Source organism: Pseudomonas sp. WC2401, from assembly GCF_041200115.1.
GTDB lineage: Bacteria > Pseudomonadota > Gammaproteobacteria > Pseudomonadales > Pseudomonadaceae > Aquipseudomonas > Aquipseudomonas fragi.
The window spans coordinates 2725174-2739082 of the sequence record NZ_CP165623.1; the positions used below are offsets into that span (position 1 = coordinate 2725174).

General features: G+C 55.8%; 16 protein-coding genes and 1 pseudogene. 8 read left to right on the forward strand and 9 right to left on the reverse strand.

The window, feature by feature from the left end:
• Nucleotides 1–54: 54 nt before the first annotated feature.
• From AB3G35_RS12395 to AB3G35_RS12435, 9 genes are all read right to left on the reverse strand, one after another.
• Nucleotides 55–1119 carry a tyrosine-type recombinase/integrase gene (locus tag AB3G35_RS12395; protein WP_369781512.1) on the reverse strand — a complete coding sequence of 355 codons (1065 nt, stop codon included), beginning with the start codon at nucleotides 1117–1119 and terminating at the stop codon, nucleotides 55–57.
• A gap of 3 nt (nucleotides 1120–1122) precedes the next feature.
• Nucleotides 1123–1359, reverse strand: a complete 237-nt coding sequence (locus AB3G35_RS12400; RefSeq protein ID WP_369782741.1) for a DUF4224 domain-containing protein — start codon at nucleotides 1357–1359, stop codon at nucleotides 1123–1125.
• 143 nt (nucleotides 1360–1502) lie between these two features.
• On the reverse strand, nucleotides 1503–2324 hold the full coding sequence (locus AB3G35_RS12405; protein ID WP_122782542.1) for a YfdQ family protein: 822 nt from the start codon (nucleotides 2322–2324) through the stop codon (nucleotides 1503–1505).
• 40 nt (nucleotides 2325–2364) lie between these two features.
• Nucleotides 2365–2706, reverse strand: coding sequence for a hypothetical protein (locus AB3G35_RS12410; RefSeq protein WP_046808752.1), 342 nt, complete (start codon nucleotides 2704–2706; stop codon nucleotides 2365–2367).
• Nucleotides 2707–2759: 53 nt separating this feature from the next.
• Entirely contained in the window at nucleotides 2760–3002 is a 243-nt protein-coding gene (locus AB3G35_RS12415) for a pyocin activator PrtN family protein (RefSeq protein ID WP_046808751.1), read from the reverse strand.
• Nucleotides 2999–3373, reverse strand: coding sequence for a hypothetical protein (locus tag AB3G35_RS12420; RefSeq protein ID WP_369781513.1), 375 nt, complete (start codon nucleotides 3371–3373; stop codon nucleotides 2999–3001). The genes AB3G35_RS12415 and AB3G35_RS12420 overlap by 4 nt, the downstream gene beginning before the upstream one ends.
• Nucleotides 3370–3612: a hypothetical protein gene (locus AB3G35_RS12425; RefSeq protein ID WP_369782742.1), complete on the reverse strand. Its 243-nt coding sequence runs from the start codon at nucleotides 3610–3612 to the stop codon at nucleotides 3370–3372. Before AB3G35_RS12425 ends, AB3G35_RS12420 begins: the two co-directional genes overlap by 4 nt.
• Nucleotides 3613–3662: 50 nt before the next feature.
• Nucleotides 3663–4226, reverse strand: a complete 564-nt coding sequence (locus AB3G35_RS12430; RefSeq protein ID WP_369781514.1) for a deoxynucleotide monophosphate kinase — start codon at nucleotides 4224–4226, stop codon at nucleotides 3663–3665.
• 315 nt (nucleotides 4227–4541) lie between these two features.
• Nucleotides 4542–5204 carry a S24 family peptidase gene (locus tag AB3G35_RS12435; protein WP_052750661.1) on the reverse strand — a complete coding sequence of 221 codons (663 nt, stop codon included), beginning with the start codon at nucleotides 5202–5204 and terminating at the stop codon, nucleotides 4542–4544.
• A 514-nt stretch (nucleotides 5205–5718) separates the two neighbouring features.
• Between AB3G35_RS12435 and AB3G35_RS12440 the strand changes: the two genes are divergently transcribed.
• The 8 genes and pseudogenes from AB3G35_RS12440 to AB3G35_RS12475 all read left to right on the forward strand — a co-directional run bounded on the left by AB3G35_RS12440 (nucleotide 5719) and on the right by AB3G35_RS12475 (nucleotide 13909).
• Nucleotides 5719–6207 carry a phage regulatory CII family protein gene (locus AB3G35_RS12440; RefSeq protein ID WP_048359464.1) on the forward strand — a complete coding sequence of 163 codons (489 nt, stop codon included), beginning with the start codon at nucleotides 5719–5721 and terminating at the stop codon, nucleotides 6205–6207.
• A complete protein-coding gene (locus AB3G35_RS12445) occupies nucleotides 6200–6406 on the forward strand; it encodes a TraR/DksA C4-type zinc finger protein (RefSeq protein ID WP_046808746.1) in 207 nt (68 codons plus the stop codon). Before AB3G35_RS12440 ends, AB3G35_RS12445 begins: the two co-directional genes overlap by 8 nt.
• Nucleotides 6403–9118 (forward strand): annotated as a pseudogene (locus AB3G35_RS12450) (DUF5906 domain-containing protein). The gene AB3G35_RS12445 and the pseudogene AB3G35_RS12450 overlap by 4 nt, the downstream one beginning before the upstream one ends.
• 327 nt (nucleotides 9119–9445) lie before the next feature.
• A complete protein-coding gene (locus AB3G35_RS12455) occupies nucleotides 9446–9928 on the forward strand; it encodes a hypothetical protein (RefSeq protein ID WP_369781515.1) in 483 nt (160 codons plus the stop codon).
• A 268-nt stretch (nucleotides 9929–10196) separates the two neighbouring features.
• On the forward strand, nucleotides 10197–10541 hold the full coding sequence (locus tag AB3G35_RS12460) for a phage holin family protein (RefSeq protein ID WP_046808743.1): 345 nt from the start codon (nucleotides 10197–10199) through the stop codon (nucleotides 10539–10541).
• 36 nt (nucleotides 10542–10577) lie between these two features.
• Complete coding sequence (locus AB3G35_RS12465) at nucleotides 10578–11078, forward strand: hypothetical protein (RefSeq protein ID WP_369781516.1); 501 nt, start codon at nucleotides 10578–10580, stop codon at nucleotides 11076–11078.
• 218 nt (nucleotides 11079–11296) lie between these two features.
• Entirely contained in the window at nucleotides 11297–11890 is a 594-nt protein-coding gene (locus AB3G35_RS12470) for a terminase small subunit (protein ID WP_169844469.1), read from the forward strand.
• Between the two features lie 3 nt (nucleotides 11891–11893).
• The gene (locus AB3G35_RS12475; RefSeq protein WP_340068797.1) at nucleotides 11894–13909 is read left to right on the forward strand and encodes a phage terminase large subunit family protein; all 2016 of its coding nucleotides are present in this window, start codon (nucleotides 11894–11896) and stop codon (nucleotides 13907–13909) included.

A 13909-nucleotide genomic window follows, 5' to 3' on the forward strand; every position in this document is an offset into this window, starting at 1 on the left:
TGCTGTTATTAAGTCGGCCATTCTCAAGAGGTTGTCATTTTATCAGTATGTTGGTTATTTGGTGGGTTTTACAATTTCACCTACTCGTCGATACACTTTCTTGGTCATTTCCTCGGTAGTGTGTCCTAGCAAGCGACTTGCGTGCGTTAACTCTATCTCACTGGCCGCTTTGGGGCGGATATCCTTGAACTGAAACTGCCGGATGTTGGTAGCAAGTGCCGGATCACCATCCGCTGCGGCTTTGATAGCTGCTTTTTCCCTAGCATCGTCCCACCGGTTACGCAGCATTTGTTGGCTCATGCGCAGCCCGGACGAATTTGTGATGAGTGTCGACGTTTTAACACCGTTGAGAGCTCTGCGCTCCAGTAAGTCATCGATAAAGGTGCTTAGCCCCGATTGGATACCTGCTTCCTCCAATCGAAGGCGCAGACGCTTTTCGGTTTTGCCCTGGCCGATTAGCAAAAAACCGTTGTTCAAATCGGTCGCTGCTATTTTGAGTACATCGGCGGGGCGCTGCCCAGTTAGGTATGCTAGGTCCATCGCATCCTTGAGTTCTTGTGCGGCCTCTGAATAGACCGCGTTCCATACGATTTCACCGGCATAATAGTCCCGCGGTTTTTCCTTGTTTCGCCGAACCCCAAAGCAAGGGTTGGCTTTGTCAGTCACGCCCCATTCACGCGCGATTGTAAACGCGTGTGAGAGTAAGGCTATTTCCCGATTGGCCCTGACCTTAGCTGTTCTGGCATCGCGGTATTGGGCCACAACCTGGGGTGTAATTGACTCAATTGGGGCGCCCTCAAATGCTTTTCTGAGCTGTTTGAGCTCCTTGCGATTGTCGGATTGGGTACGGATTGACTTGCCGGGGATGATTTCTTTTTCGTATCGGTCAAACACGTAGGCCATCAGGTGGTTGGGTTTAGGTGGTGCCTTACGTTCAAGTCGCGCCCACTCTACTTTGGCCTGATCGAGATCTGGGCCTAGCGGTATTTCCTTTCGATTGCCGGCTTCATCTCTTCCGTTGTAGTAATAAGATACCCACACCTTCCCGGTCTTCCTCTTGCGGATGCGACGTATCATCCGCGGCGGAAGATCTCGGTTTGCTGTACTTTTTTGGCGCATGGTTCAGCTCACCTTCGACAAGTCGAGCGTCCACGTCTCGGCTGCTGGATTGACAGCAGAAGGCTGGATGCCCGCTAATTTCATTCGTGCATATACCCTGCCTACGATTGGCCGACGCGCGCCAGTCAGGACAAACTCCCAGTGGTTATTAGTCAACCACTGGATATGTTTTGAAGGGATTTGATAACCGGTGATAGTGGCCAGCTCTTCGTCAGTGAGTGTTTCGCTTTGGAGTTCCATCATGCCGCTCTCCTAGAGTGCTGGCTTTGTTGCCACGGATTATTCGCGAGCGTGTGCTGTAAGTGCATGTGCTGTGTACCTTGTTAAAATCGCCGCCGGGATCATTGGTGAGAGGCCGGCGGCTGGGTAATGCTGGAGGCTATTTACAAAGTGGCTTCGTAAAGCGGCACTTCGTTGATGGCGGTTTGGATTTTGTCGCGAACTGCGTTGTAGGCTTCTTCAAGCACTTTGTCCGGGCGCACCAGCTCGAACCACATCATCAGGCGGCCGTCTTGGATGCGATAACGGAAGCGTGCCGGAACGCAGAACGCATCCCCGCCAAGAAAGGGTTTCACACCAATGAAGAACTGTTCAGGTATGCGCAACTGTCCAGCTTCGCCTGCACGGCCGTCGATCTCTTCGTTATAGGTCAGTTGCACTTGGCCATTGTCGAGACGGGTGCCCTGGCGGAAGCTGATATTCTTCTTGGCTTCGAGGGTGCGACTGATTTCCAGCATGTCAGCTGCGCCTGGTGCGTTTTGTTCGTTGGCAGGCTGAGTTATGTCCCACACGTTTTCTTCAATGAATTCGGCAAAGGTTGCTTGGTCCATGCGCTTGCGGTCATTTTCCTTCCAGCGCCCCCACTCAACAGTGGTCGGACAACGATAGGTCGCAACGTGTTCGCGCCATGCAGGGCTTTCTGGTTGGTGGTAATCGATAACCGCTGAGAAGGTTCGACCTTCTGGGCCGTTGCAGAAAACGGCGGTGGCAGAAGTGGCGAATCGATTCACGTACTCAATGAACGACTCCGCATCCAGAACGGTGAGCTTTTGCTTGGTGCGGGTTGGTGCAGGTAGCAGGTGCTCCAGGTTCTCGAGCGATACGCCATGCGGTACCAACGCAATCGGCGCTGCCAGGCCTGGGTGGTCGACAGGCTTGCCAAGGGCTTGGGCCAGAGTGAACAGCTGTTGTAGGGCTTGTTGCATTGGATGTGCTCCAGTGGGTAGTGCAAGTGGTGAGAGGTTTTTACTGGCTGACTTGCCGCAGTACTTCAGGCTTGTCATCGTTCACCGTCCGAAGCGGAAGATCCTGTTGGCGTGGGTCGCGACGGGTGAGGTTGCCTTCGGGGGTCAGGAAGAACAAAGACGTGCCACGTGAAAGGGCCGGTTCTTTGGCTTTTACGTCCGCTTTGATAGTCATCTGGCCGTTGCCATCAGGCTTGTAGGCGAGCTTGATCGTCAGCTCGCCCCCTTTGCCTGTTAAACGAATGGCGTCGATCAGGCTGTGCTGGGTCTCGCTAAGCTCATCCAGCAGGCCGCCGGCTTCGATGTCGCGCAGGGTGTCAATGAATGGACGTGACTTGCTCATGTGCTGTGCCTCATTGCGTTGGTTTTTGTAGGCCCCTGGATATCAGGGGGGACTTAGGCGGCCTGGCTAGGTGCCTGTGCATCTAGATAGGCCGCCAACATGTGCAAATACACCACTGGCTTTGCTCGGCTTGAGCGGTGTAGTCGCGTTACTTTCAGTGCGATGCGTCCGGCTTTGATTTCGCTGAGCAGGTAGCGATCAGTCCTGATGTGTGCGAAGTAGCGTTCGCGTACCGCCGTCAGACTGGGGCAAGGTGTGGCGAACTCCTTGCGCAGTTGATCGAGTGTGTTGCTCACGCTGGATCCTCCCCGTACCCCTCCTGTGGGGGCAGCAACTTGAGGCGGATTAACTCGGTCAAGCCTTCTTTGGTCTTCCCCATCGCCGTGGCACAAATGTGCCCCTCGCTGTCGGCAATTACAGCGCCGTATGGGTATTCAGGGCAGCGGGTAGGGGTGACGTAAGCAGTCTGCCCGCCACTGATTACTGCATTTACGCAACGAAACACCTCGATCAGCTCAGCAGATGCCGCGGGAAGTGCCTCAAGCAGAGCAGCAGCCTCTGCTGATGCCCCAATCATCGTGGCGCGACTGACGATGGCCGGGTTGTTGACGAATATCGGGACCAGTTTCAAGGCGCCGATCGCTTGCGTGATGGCGTTCTGTTTCATGCGGCGGCGTCCTTTTTAGCAGGGGGCACGGTGATGCCCAGTTGCTTGCTTAACCAATTCACGCCGGGCTCTTTCACCATCACAACCGCGTAATAGCTGAAGATGTTGATGTTCGCGTTCCAGCGACTGCGCGTGTCTACATACAGATAACCCTGGTCTCGGTGCTTGCTGGCCAGTTCACCGTTCTGAGTCAAAATGCCAAGCTCACGTAAGCGACTGCGGAAGGCGCGTGGTTTCAAGCCAAGTAGGGCGGCAGTAGCATCCAGGGTTCGGTTCATGTGACTGCTCCTTAAGCCGCTGCGCGAGCGCAAAGAGCATTGAAGATCTCGTCCAGTTGGCCGGTCATCTGCTCAATCGTTTCGTCGTTGTGCACCACGAAATCGTTGTCGTGTATGGCTATCCCGGTTTCGCTGATATGTGGGTTCACATCGGGTGCGCTTTCGCGTATCAAATGAATGACCAGGCCGCCTTTCTCCCGAACGAAAGCCGCTTCGTTTTCGAAACGAAGATCGCTAATCACAAAGCCGGAGGCTGCTGTGTTGGTTTGTTCGAGGAATCCAAGATTTTGCTCGGCCAGAAGCAGCCACAGTTCTGGGTGCACCTGATTACGGCCCCACTCGGTGCCCATCGACTGCATCAGTTCGCGTGCGGAGCGGCCTAGCCAGGCGATTGGCTGTTCTTTGTGCTCGTCGTCAAAGTCACGTGGGCTAAGGTTGAGGATGGTTGTTAGGCCTTCACGCAGCGGGTCTGCGAATGCGTAAGTCTGGAGGTTGTGCGTGCAGACTAGGTGTTTGGCAGCGGTTGTTTTGCCCGTGCGGGCGAGGCCTGCTAATCCAATCAGTAACTTTTTCATGCCGCAGCACCTCCGAATGAGGAGGTGGTTTCAGCTATCTGCGGAGTGAGTTCGATACGCCCTGGGCTGGTTATGATCGCCAAGCGGCCGGTGCGGCGTTGAATAGCATCCACTGAGGAGGGGCAGTTGCAGGCTGCCGGGTGGATGTATACCCGGCAGCGGGTGAGGTTGTGCTGTGTCGTTTGCATAGTTAGTACTCTTGGTGAGAGGTCTACGATGCAAACGATACAAATACGTATTGGTCTAGTCAATACATTGGTGTATTAATTTTTCTATGGGCGATAAAAAGCCCACGCAGTGGGCTAGTGTTTGTCGCTAGAAAACTTCGAGCTTGGAGAAAACGACCCCGCAAATCATGGCGTCAGCTCCCAATTCAATAATGGGGTCAGGCCATGCGGGGTTAAGAGGCTTTAGAAATTGTCTGCGACCTTCTATGACAAGCTGTTTGAATGTCGCTTCTTGGCTGTCGACAAGCTTCGCAATAACAAGTGAGCCATTCTCAGGAGTCTTGGCAGGATCAACAAAAATGATGTCCCCATCTCGGAATGAGCGCCGCTCATACTGGTTAAACATTGAGAGTCCGCGGACTCGTAAGGCGTAGGTTTGTTTGCTATGTGAGGCAGCGCATGGAAGCCAAATCTCGGCATCATCCAGGGTTTTTATATCAGATACTTCGCACCACGCACCTGCTTGGACCCATGAGATCAAAGGCACATAACCTCTAATAGCGGGTCCTTCCTCGACATTGATGTCGAGTCCTGAAGTAACCACGTCAACATCGTCACCGCCTTTCCATAGCCAGTTGCTGCTGACCTTTAAGGCCTTCGCGATTTTTTCGACATTTTCCTGCCTGGGGCTTTTCACTTCATTGGTGACTATTCGATGAATAGTCGGCTGGGGAACGCCTGAGCGTCGCCCTAGCTCACCTTCGGACAGGTTGAGCTCTGTCATGCGCTGAGCGATACGGTCGCCAATCACTTTCAGATCCCTTTGATTCAAAAACGTATCGGAGATTGTATTGATCTAATCAATACGTTTGTGTATTGTCTCGTTCAATGCGAAAGGACATTGGTGACCGATATGACCATTCAGGAGATGCTGGCGAAGTTACTGCTATCCGGGATGTCTCAGAGAGACATTGCCCAAAAAGTGGGCACTACGCAGCCCACTATCAATCGAGCCGCTAAGGGCTCTGACATTCGTTACGTGACAGGGAAGGCAATTGAGTGCTTGTACCTACAAATGACAGATGCGGCTGATATTGAGTCAGCCGCTTAAAGCATCGGCCCAGAACCTCTCACCAAAGAAACGCCGGGTCGACAGAGCAATGCAGTTGTAGATCTACATCGCTAAAAGGGTGCTGGACCGGAGCCTCTCACCAAAGATCCTCCGGTCCAGCGACGACGATACACAGCACATGTACATCGGTCGTGGTCGTAGGATAGGGCGTACCCTGTTTTATGGCTACACCGTAAAAGGGGTTTTTACGGTTATGAGTCGCATCGATCTATTACCGGACGCTGGTCCGGTGCTTTCATTGCGTCACGCGCTCTATCGCGCAGGACGTTCCTACAAGGGTGGTGTCACCGCACTTGCATTCGCAATGGTGATCGACAACGACTCCCTGCAGAAGAAACTCAAACTCGACGAAGAACGCCGCTGGCTTACGCCGGATGAGCTGGAGGAGGTGATTCGCCTCACGGCTGATCCGCGTTTGCTCGATGCCTTAGTGCGTCCAGCCGGGGCCGTTTGGTACAAGCCAACGCCAGTGCCTGCAACAAAAGAAGCATTGAAAGCGGTAGGCAAGTTGCTTCATGAGTCTGGCGAGTTTGTGTCTTGCATGCACGACGGTGTGGCTGACGCAGTTTGGGAGTCGCACGAAGTCGCCATTCTTGAGAAGCGAGGCATGGACGTTATCCGCGAGGTACTGGGCATCATGGCCGGCGCACGCCAGGCAATGGAGGATCGCGATAATGGCTGACATCGTTGATCTGGCTAATGACTATGCGGATGAGTTTTTACAGCGTGCTTTGGAGCAACGTCAGCGTGCTTCAGCATCCGCGGTCAGTGCATCAATCTGTGTTGATTGCGATGAACCGATACCAGTGCTCCGCCAGGAGAAGGTCAAAGGCTGCCAAACCTGTGTCAGTTGCCAAGAGTTGCGGGAGCGCCGCAGATGACCGATCGTTTTCACGCTGTGCCTATGGCGACATGGGCACGACGCTACATTGACACCTTCAAACTGGCACTTGTTGCCATCGAGCCGGGGGAGAAAGCTCCCAAAGGGTTGGGCTGGAATAAGCCCGGTGGTTACATCACTGATGCACAGGCTGCCGAAGCCTTCTGGTCTGCGAATCCAACGCACAACCTTGGCGTGGTCTTAGGGCCGAGCCGTGTGTGCTCGTTAGACGTTGATGATGTCCAGTGGACACGCCACGTCTTGTACGAGTTGCTAGGCCTGGACTTGGACGCAATGGCGCTGGTGTACCCGACAGTAGTCGGTAACCCAGCGCGTTTTCGTATCCTGTTCCAGTTGCCGGATGGAATAGACCTCACGCGTCATTCGCTTGCATGGCCCAACGAAAACGACCCTGATGGGTCGATTTTTAAAGGTTTGATCGAGAAAGCCAGAGCGGCAAAAGAAGCAGGCGATTTGGACGGTGAAGCGGCTACACGTGCCGAGGCAGAGCCCTACAAGCGGTTCACGGTTTTCGAGTTGCGCGCAGGCTTGGTGCAAGACGTATTGCCACCTTCAATTCATCCTGGTACCGGTAAACCGTATTCCTGGCGCACACCACCCTCCGCTGATGGCCTGCCGGTGTTGACCACCGACCTGCTGGCCATTTGGCAAAACTGGGACATTTTCAAACGTGATGCCGAGGCTGCTTGCCCTTGGGCGCCGAAGGCTGAAAAGGTCAAACCAAAGTCGAGCAAGTCGCCTACCCAGGTAACTGGTAATCGGCCTTCGGTGATTGATGAATTCAACCGCAGTCATGATGTTGAAGAATTACTGCGCACCCACGGGTACATCAAGCGAGGCAATAAATGGCTTTATCCGCAAAGCAGCACGGGCTTGCCGGGTATCACCATCACCGATGGCAAGCTGTATTCGCACCACGGCGCAGATCCATTGGCCAATGGTCACCAGAACGATGCGTTTGAGGTGTTCTGCTTGCTCGAGCACGACGGTGATCAGTCCAAAGCGGTTAAAGATGCTGCACGCATGTTGGGTATGCTGCAGTCGTCCCGGCCATCCCCGGCGGATCTTCCCCCGACCCCATCTGAGGATGCCAGCGGGCCGGGCGAATCTGTGCCCGCCGCAGCGGCCCCTGCACCTGAGGGGGGCGGGGGGAGTGATTGGACCCCGGACCGAATCTTTCAGCGCTTCGCTTTGATCGAAGGCAAGACTGCCGTTTTCGACATGTTCAGGCGCGTCATTATCAAAAAGCCTGCGTTTGAATTGTTGGTCACCAAAGCACTGGCCAAAGACTGGTTTGAGTCGACACAGAAAAAGGTCATTGCCGACGACATGGCGGAGCGCCAAGCCAGCAAAGCCAAAGCAGAGGCCAAGTTCAAGCAGGTATCAGGGGAGGGCATGAGCCCGACCGAACGCTATGTCTATATAGACGGTACTAAAGACTCCTGGGACATCAAATGCCGCCGTCGAGTCCCCGAGGGTGCTATGCGTATGGCGTTGGGCGATGCCTATGGCATGTGGTTGAACAGCCCTGACCGGCGCACCGTGGACATGCAGCACATTGTGTTCGATCCACGTATGACCAAAGACCCGGAGGTGTACATCAATACCTTTGAGGGGCTGCCTTTGGTTCCGATCGATGCACCGAACAAGTGCCGCACCTTGCGCTCGCTGTTTAGTTTTTTGTGCAACCACGACGAAGCGGCAACTGATTGGTTGATCAAGTGGTTGGCATACCCGCTGCAAAACATCGGCGCCAAGATGGACACAGCCGTGTTGCTGCACTCGACCATGGAAGGCAGCGGCAAGAGTTTGTTGCTCAGCGACATCATGGGCGCGATCTATGGCGAATACGCGGCCACAGTCGGGCAGTCACAACTGGAGTCGAGCTGGACGGTATGGCAGTCAAACAAGTTGTATGGCGTGTTCGAGGAAGTGGTTAGCCGTGACCAGCGTTACAACCAGGTGGGCAAGATCAAACATATGGTCACCGGCAAGACGGTGCGTATGGAGTCCAAGTTTGTGAATGGCTGGGAGGAAGCCAACCATATGAATGCGGTGTTCCTCTCCAACGAAATCATGCCCTGGCCCATTGGCGAAAATGACCGCCCGGATGTTGGTGGTGTGGCCCAAGGAAACACTGGGGCCTGAAGAGCAGGAGAGGGTGAAGTACGAGCTGGCTAATGATGGCATCCCGGCGCTTTATGAATACCTGCTCAGTTATGATCTGGGTGACTTCGATCAGCGTACCCGGCCACCCAACACCGAAGCCCGCCAACGCTTGGTAGATTTGAGTATGGCCAGTTGGCAAACCTTTCTACGTGAATGGCGTAATGGCCTGCTGGGAGCACCATTTAGCGTGTGCGTCAGCAGTGATCTGTACGCGTTGTTTTTGGAGTGGTGCCACCGCAACAAGGAACACACCTTAAGTCATACCAAATTCAGCGGATTCATCTCCACCGAAGTGGACAAGATTCAGGGCAAGCCCTGGATGGATGGTTCTCGGCGATCCTTTGGTACGTTCTTCTTTCCCTGGGCGGGGATTGATCCTGCGCCTTCCCCACCCCCATCTGTGACAGCGGCCGGGCTCGGTGCGGCGGTCGTTACCTGGCGCGAAGCAGCCAAGGCAGGGGGCTGGAGTGTGGGCAGTTGGGAGCACGTCAAGTTCGGGCAGCGACAGGACAGCGCAGCATGACGACTATTTGTGTGCGGGGTGTGTTGACGGTGTGGCGGGTGATTACCATCAACCTGACACAGCTACAGGGCATGTCTTTAAAGGCTTTCGGGATCAGTGTGTCAAGTGTGTTGGGTTTCTCGTACATGCGGGCGTATGTACATGCTCAACAAACCAAAGACTGATGCTTATTAATTATTTCTCGTACGTGAGAAGAACCCCAACACACCTGACACACCCAACACATAGAGCATTAAGAGTATGTTTTTAAAGATTTTTAAGTGTGTTAGGTGTGTGTCGGGTTGGCTGTTTTCTGTGTCGGGTTGGGTTTTCAGGGGGTAGATGAGGATGATTCAGGAAATCGAAGAGCTTATGCAGCACTGGGGCGAGCAGCACTGCCACGTTGGGGAGGCTGGTGGCTTGGGTAGCCCGATGGCCACGATCATGGAATACGGCGGCTGCGCTCCTCGGGGTACGGCCGGTTCGCGGGATCTGTTGGTGGGAGCGGGCGCGGGCATGGATCACATTGCCAGCGAAGTGGCGGCGGCCGTTGCCGAGTTGGATCGCCAGTCAACCAAAGGCAAGCAATTGGCCCAGTTGGCCCGTCTGCGTTACCTGCATCAACCATCGATGTCGCGACGTGAACAGATGCGGCTCCTCGACATCACCGAAGGGGCAGACCAAACGTATCGCAACTGGGTTAAACGTCTGCATCAACAAGTGATGCTGATCCTTACCGTTCGAAGCGGTACCACTCGGGGTTACACCCGGCGCAGCGGCTACCAGGAAACCAATCTGACGCGTGCAACGGTGCTGAGCAAAGCCGGTTAAGCGCTGACCGTTTGTCGGGGTGACTTACCTCAAACCTGCGTCAAAGTTGCGTCAAGGTGAGTAGAGCAGAATGACCGAAAATCCCCACTTTTCGGTTTTACCGAACAGGGGTAAAACGTACCCACGATATGAATTCTGCGCCTAGGCGCTCCCCGAGCACGTGCTGTGCACCTCGCCCTGGCATACACCAGCGCACTGAAAACCCTGCCCACCCCGGCGGGGTTTTCTTTTGTCAGCACCACGCGCCGCTCTTTGATTGAGGTCATACATGACAACAGAGCAACAAGCGTTAGCTGATATGCCTATCTGGCTGGTGATCGCACTGTCCTTGATCGGCGGTGTGTCTGGCGAGATGTGGCGAGCGGACAAAGATGGTGCTCGGGGTTGGTCCTTGGTCCGGCGGTTGGCCTTGCGGTCAGGTGCATGCATCGGGTGCGGGCTGTCCACGATGATGTTGCTGCATGCCAACGGCGTTTCGATCTGGGCCGCTTCGGCGGTTGGATGCCTCACGGCAATGGCAGGGGCGGATGTCGCCATAGGTCTTTACGAACGCTGGGCCGCTCGACGCCTAGGTGTTTGCGATGTTCCTTCTCAATCTGATCGATCTGAATAACGCCTTCACATCCACTTGTTGAACAGGACTCCAGACATGAATGAATCCAGGCAGCAGCAGATTCTTGCAGGGCAATCGTCTATTGCTCAAAAAGTCTTTGGCCATGTCCCCATTCAGGCGCGCTGGAGCGCTCGCGATATCCACGGCGCAGTGCTGGCTGCCAACGCCAGTGGCGCATCGGCCTATGCCGTTCGCCGGGCACTCGGTGAGCTCAAAGATGCTGGGCTTATCAGAGAGCCCATAGGCGGTAAATTTCAGCGCGATGTAGCCACCCGCAAATCCAAGAAGGAGACAGTCATGCCTCAGGCAGCCAAGCAGACCGCTGTATCGATCAAGAAACCTGAAGGTGCACTAGATGTTCTGGCGGCCCTATCGGGTGAGGTGGTGAGTCTGTCTGATGAGTTCAGCAAGCGTATGAAGGCATTGGCTAGCCGCATCGAAGAGGTTGCCCTGTCGGTTGAGTCTGAGCGGGAGAGCAATGCTGAAGCGATCACCAAGGCCAAGCGCTTGCAAGCGGCGCTGCGGGAGTTTGCGTAAACATCAGCAGCCAAGCTTTCAAGCCCTGTGAAATTCCTCCCCGTTCTGGCCAATCAGAATAATTCTCGTCTCTCAAATCCTGCCGGGGACCCTGGGCATTTTCCACGGGTACGGGGCAGGAAACCCGCGGGAAAGCGTTAGCGAACAGTTCACCAGCTTAGTGAACTGGGGTGAACAGGTGAACCCCCGTATTCATTAGGTGAACAGGACACTTCATCATGACGGTAATCAGTAAAACCGAGTTTGCGGCGAGACGCGGCTGGGCCAAATCGTACGTTTCAAAATTGGCCAATCAGGATCGGCTGGTGTTAACCGAAGATGGCAAGGTCGAGCTGGAAGCCACCGAAGCACTGTTGGCCGAATCTGCTGACCCCAGCAAGGCCGCTGTCACAGCCCGGCATCAACAGGATCGGATTCAACGCGGCGTCCACAGCCAACTCTCGCCAGAGGTCGAGCCGACTTCCACGGCTGCGCCACAGCCAGCGATCAGCCCGGCAAGCAAACTGCCCGACTTCCAGAAGGCCCGCGCCCATCGCGAGTACTACCTGGCACAACTTGCAGAGGCTGAATTCCACAAGGTCCAGGGTTCACAGGTCGAGCTGGAGGCTGTCAAAACCGGCGCCTTCAATGCTGGGCGTCTGCTGCGCGATCAGTTGCTGGGCATGCCGCCCCAACTGGCGCCGGAGCTGGCCGCTATGACCGACCCTTGGGAAATCGAACGCCGTTTGACTGACGCTATCCGCGCCTCGCTGGAGGACGCTGAGCGCATGTCCACGGCCGACCTAATTACGGCCCTCAACAACAAGAGCTAATCCATGCACACGGAAATCCCGAACGGTGCAGAGGTGTACCGCGAGGCGTATTTCCGTGGGCTACGGCCTGACCCTTCGCTGTGGGTCGACCAGTGGGCCGACGAATACATGCGTATCCCGCGTGACACCGGCGCAGCAGAACCTGGTAAATACCGCACCTCGCGTACGCCTTATGCTCGCGAGCCCATGCGCTGTTTGTCACCGGCTCACCCCTGCAAACGCGTAGTCACAATGGTGGCCTCGCAGCTGATGAAAACCCAGATCGCGCTGAACTGGATTGGTGGCCTGATCCACATGGTGCCGTCCAACATCCTGACCTTACTGCCGAGTCTCAGTCTGGCCAAGCGGGTGTCGTCGCGGATCAGCAAGACCATCAAGGCCACGCCGGTCCTGTCTGAGCGTGTCGCGGCCAACCGCTCGCGTGACTCGCGCAACACGATGGACACCAAGGAGTTTGAGGGCGGCTCGTTGTACGTCACCACTGCAGGCTCGGCGGCTAACCTTGCCGAACTGTCGGCCCGCTATATCTACGGCGATGAGATCGATCGCTGGGATGTGGACGTGGGTGAGGAGGGTGATCCGATCGAACTGGCCGAAACCCGGGGCAGTACGTTCGGGCGCAACGCCAAGTTTTACTTCTCCAGCTCGCCCACGATCAAGGGTGCTTCGCGCATCGCCGATCTGTTTGAGACCAGCGATCAGCGTTATTACTACGTGCCATGCCCGGACTGCGGGCACATGCAGATTCTTGAATGGGAAAACCTGCATTACTCGGCCGACTTCAACGTGGTGCATTACCAGTGCGCCGGGCCGGAGTGTGATGTGCTGATCGAGGAACACCACAAGGGGCTGATGCTGGCTCGGGGTGAATGGCGATCGCACGCACCGGGTGATGGCGAAACCATCGGCTTTCATCTCAACGCACTGTATGCACCACTCGGTTGGACGGATTGGCGCTCGCTGGCCAAGCAGTTTGAGAAGGCCAAGAAGGCACAAAATCGTGGCGACCTTGAGCCCATGCAGGTGTTTTACAACACCCGTTTGGCGAAGGTATGGGACAGCGCCCAGGAGCAGACCAAAGCAGAAGTCCTGAAAGAGCGTGCCGGCCGTGAAACCTACGGCCTGGGCTCTATGGCCTATCGGGTGCTGATGCTCACCGCGTCGGTGGACGTGCAAGCCAATCGCTTGGAACTGATGGTGATGGGCTGGGGCGTTGGCATGGAGCGCTGGGTCATCGACTACCAGGTGATCTGGGGAGACCCAGCGGATGAACGTACCTGGGCTGTGCTCGATGACAAACTCAAGGTGCGTTACCCGCACCCGTGTGGCGTCGGCCTTGGAATCCTGGCCACGGCTGTCGACTCCGGGGGGCACCACACTGATGAGGTTTATCAGTTCTGCCGCCTTCGCCGGTGGCGCAACATCTTTGCCATCAAGGGTGCGAGCAAGCCGGGCAGGCCGGTGATTGCGCAACGCCCCTCGATGGTAGACGTGACCTGGAAAGGCCAGACCGAGCGCAACGGTGCCGAGCTGTGGTTTGTCGGTACCGACACCGCCAAGGACTGGATTTACAACCGCTACCCGTTTGAAGACGGTCCTGGTGCGCTGCACTTTGCCAATGACTTGCCGGATGACTTTTTCGACCAGTGTGTGGCCGAGCGCAAGGTGGCGCGTTACATCAAAGGCTACAAGCGTATCGAGTGGGTCAAAGGCAAAGCCGAGCGCAACGAAGCGCTCGACCTGATGGTGTACAACCTGGCAATGGCGCACTACCTGGGCCTGAACCGCTACAAGGAACACGACTGGGAGCGCATTCGACAAGCTTTGGCACAGGCCGGGTTGTTCGACGAAAAGCCGCCGCCAGTCGAACGCGTTGCACTTCCGGCTGCAACACAGGCGTCACCGGTTGAGCAATCGCCTGAACCTGCTCCAGTACCAACCCCGGCCGCGCCTCCGCAGCCAGTTGCACGACCCCCTCAACGTCGCAGCTCCAGCAGCGGCTATCTCAAGAGACGCTGA

What these genes read in the sequence shown, in the direction of transcription:
- AB3G35_RS12400 (WP_369782741.1), bottom strand. Translation starts at nt 1,359, where the DNA reads ATGGAACTCCAAAGCGAAACACTCACTGACGAAGAGCTGGCCACTATC.
- AB3G35_RS12460 (WP_046808743.1), top strand. Translation starts at nt 10,197, where the DNA reads ATGACAACAGAGCAACAAGCGTTAGCTGATATGCCTATCTGGCTGGTG.
- AB3G35_RS12395 (WP_369781512.1), bottom strand. Translation starts at nt 1,119, where the DNA reads ATGCGCCAAAAAAGTACAGCAAACCGAGATCTTCCGCCGCGGATGATA.
- AB3G35_RS12440 (WP_048359464.1), top strand. Translation starts at nt 5,719, where the DNA reads ATGAGTCGCATCGATCTATTACCGGACGCTGGTCCGGTGCTTTCATTG.
- AB3G35_RS12445 (WP_046808746.1), top strand. Translation starts at nt 6,200, where the DNA reads ATGGCTGACATCGTTGATCTGGCTAATGACTATGCGGATGAGTTTTTA.
- AB3G35_RS12475 (WP_340068797.1), top strand. Translation starts at nt 11,894, where the DNA reads ATGCACACGGAAATCCCGAACGGTGCAGAGGTGTACCGCGAGGCGTAT.
- AB3G35_RS12410 (WP_046808752.1), bottom strand. Translation starts at nt 2,706, where the DNA reads ATGAGCAAGTCACGTCCATTCATTGACACCCTGCGCGACATCGAAGCC.
- AB3G35_RS12465 (WP_369781516.1), top strand. Translation starts at nt 10,578, where the DNA reads ATGAATGAATCCAGGCAGCAGCAGATTCTTGCAGGGCAATCGTCTATT.
- AB3G35_RS12405 (WP_122782542.1), bottom strand. Translation starts at nt 2,324, where the DNA reads ATGCAACAAGCCCTACAACAGCTGTTCACTCTGGCCCAAGCCCTTGGC.
- AB3G35_RS12420 (WP_369781513.1), bottom strand. Translation starts at nt 3,373, where the DNA reads ATGAAACAGAACGCCATCACGCAAGCGATCGGCGCCTTGAAACTGGTC.
- AB3G35_RS12430 (WP_369781514.1), bottom strand. Translation starts at nt 4,226, where the DNA reads ATGAAAAAGTTACTGATTGGATTAGCAGGCCTCGCCCGCACGGGCAAA.
- AB3G35_RS12470 (WP_169844469.1), top strand. Translation starts at nt 11,297, where the DNA reads ATGACGGTAATCAGTAAAACCGAGTTTGCGGCGAGACGCGGCTGGGCC.
- AB3G35_RS12455 (WP_369781515.1), top strand. Translation starts at nt 9,446, where the DNA reads ATGATTCAGGAAATCGAAGAGCTTATGCAGCACTGGGGCGAGCAGCAC.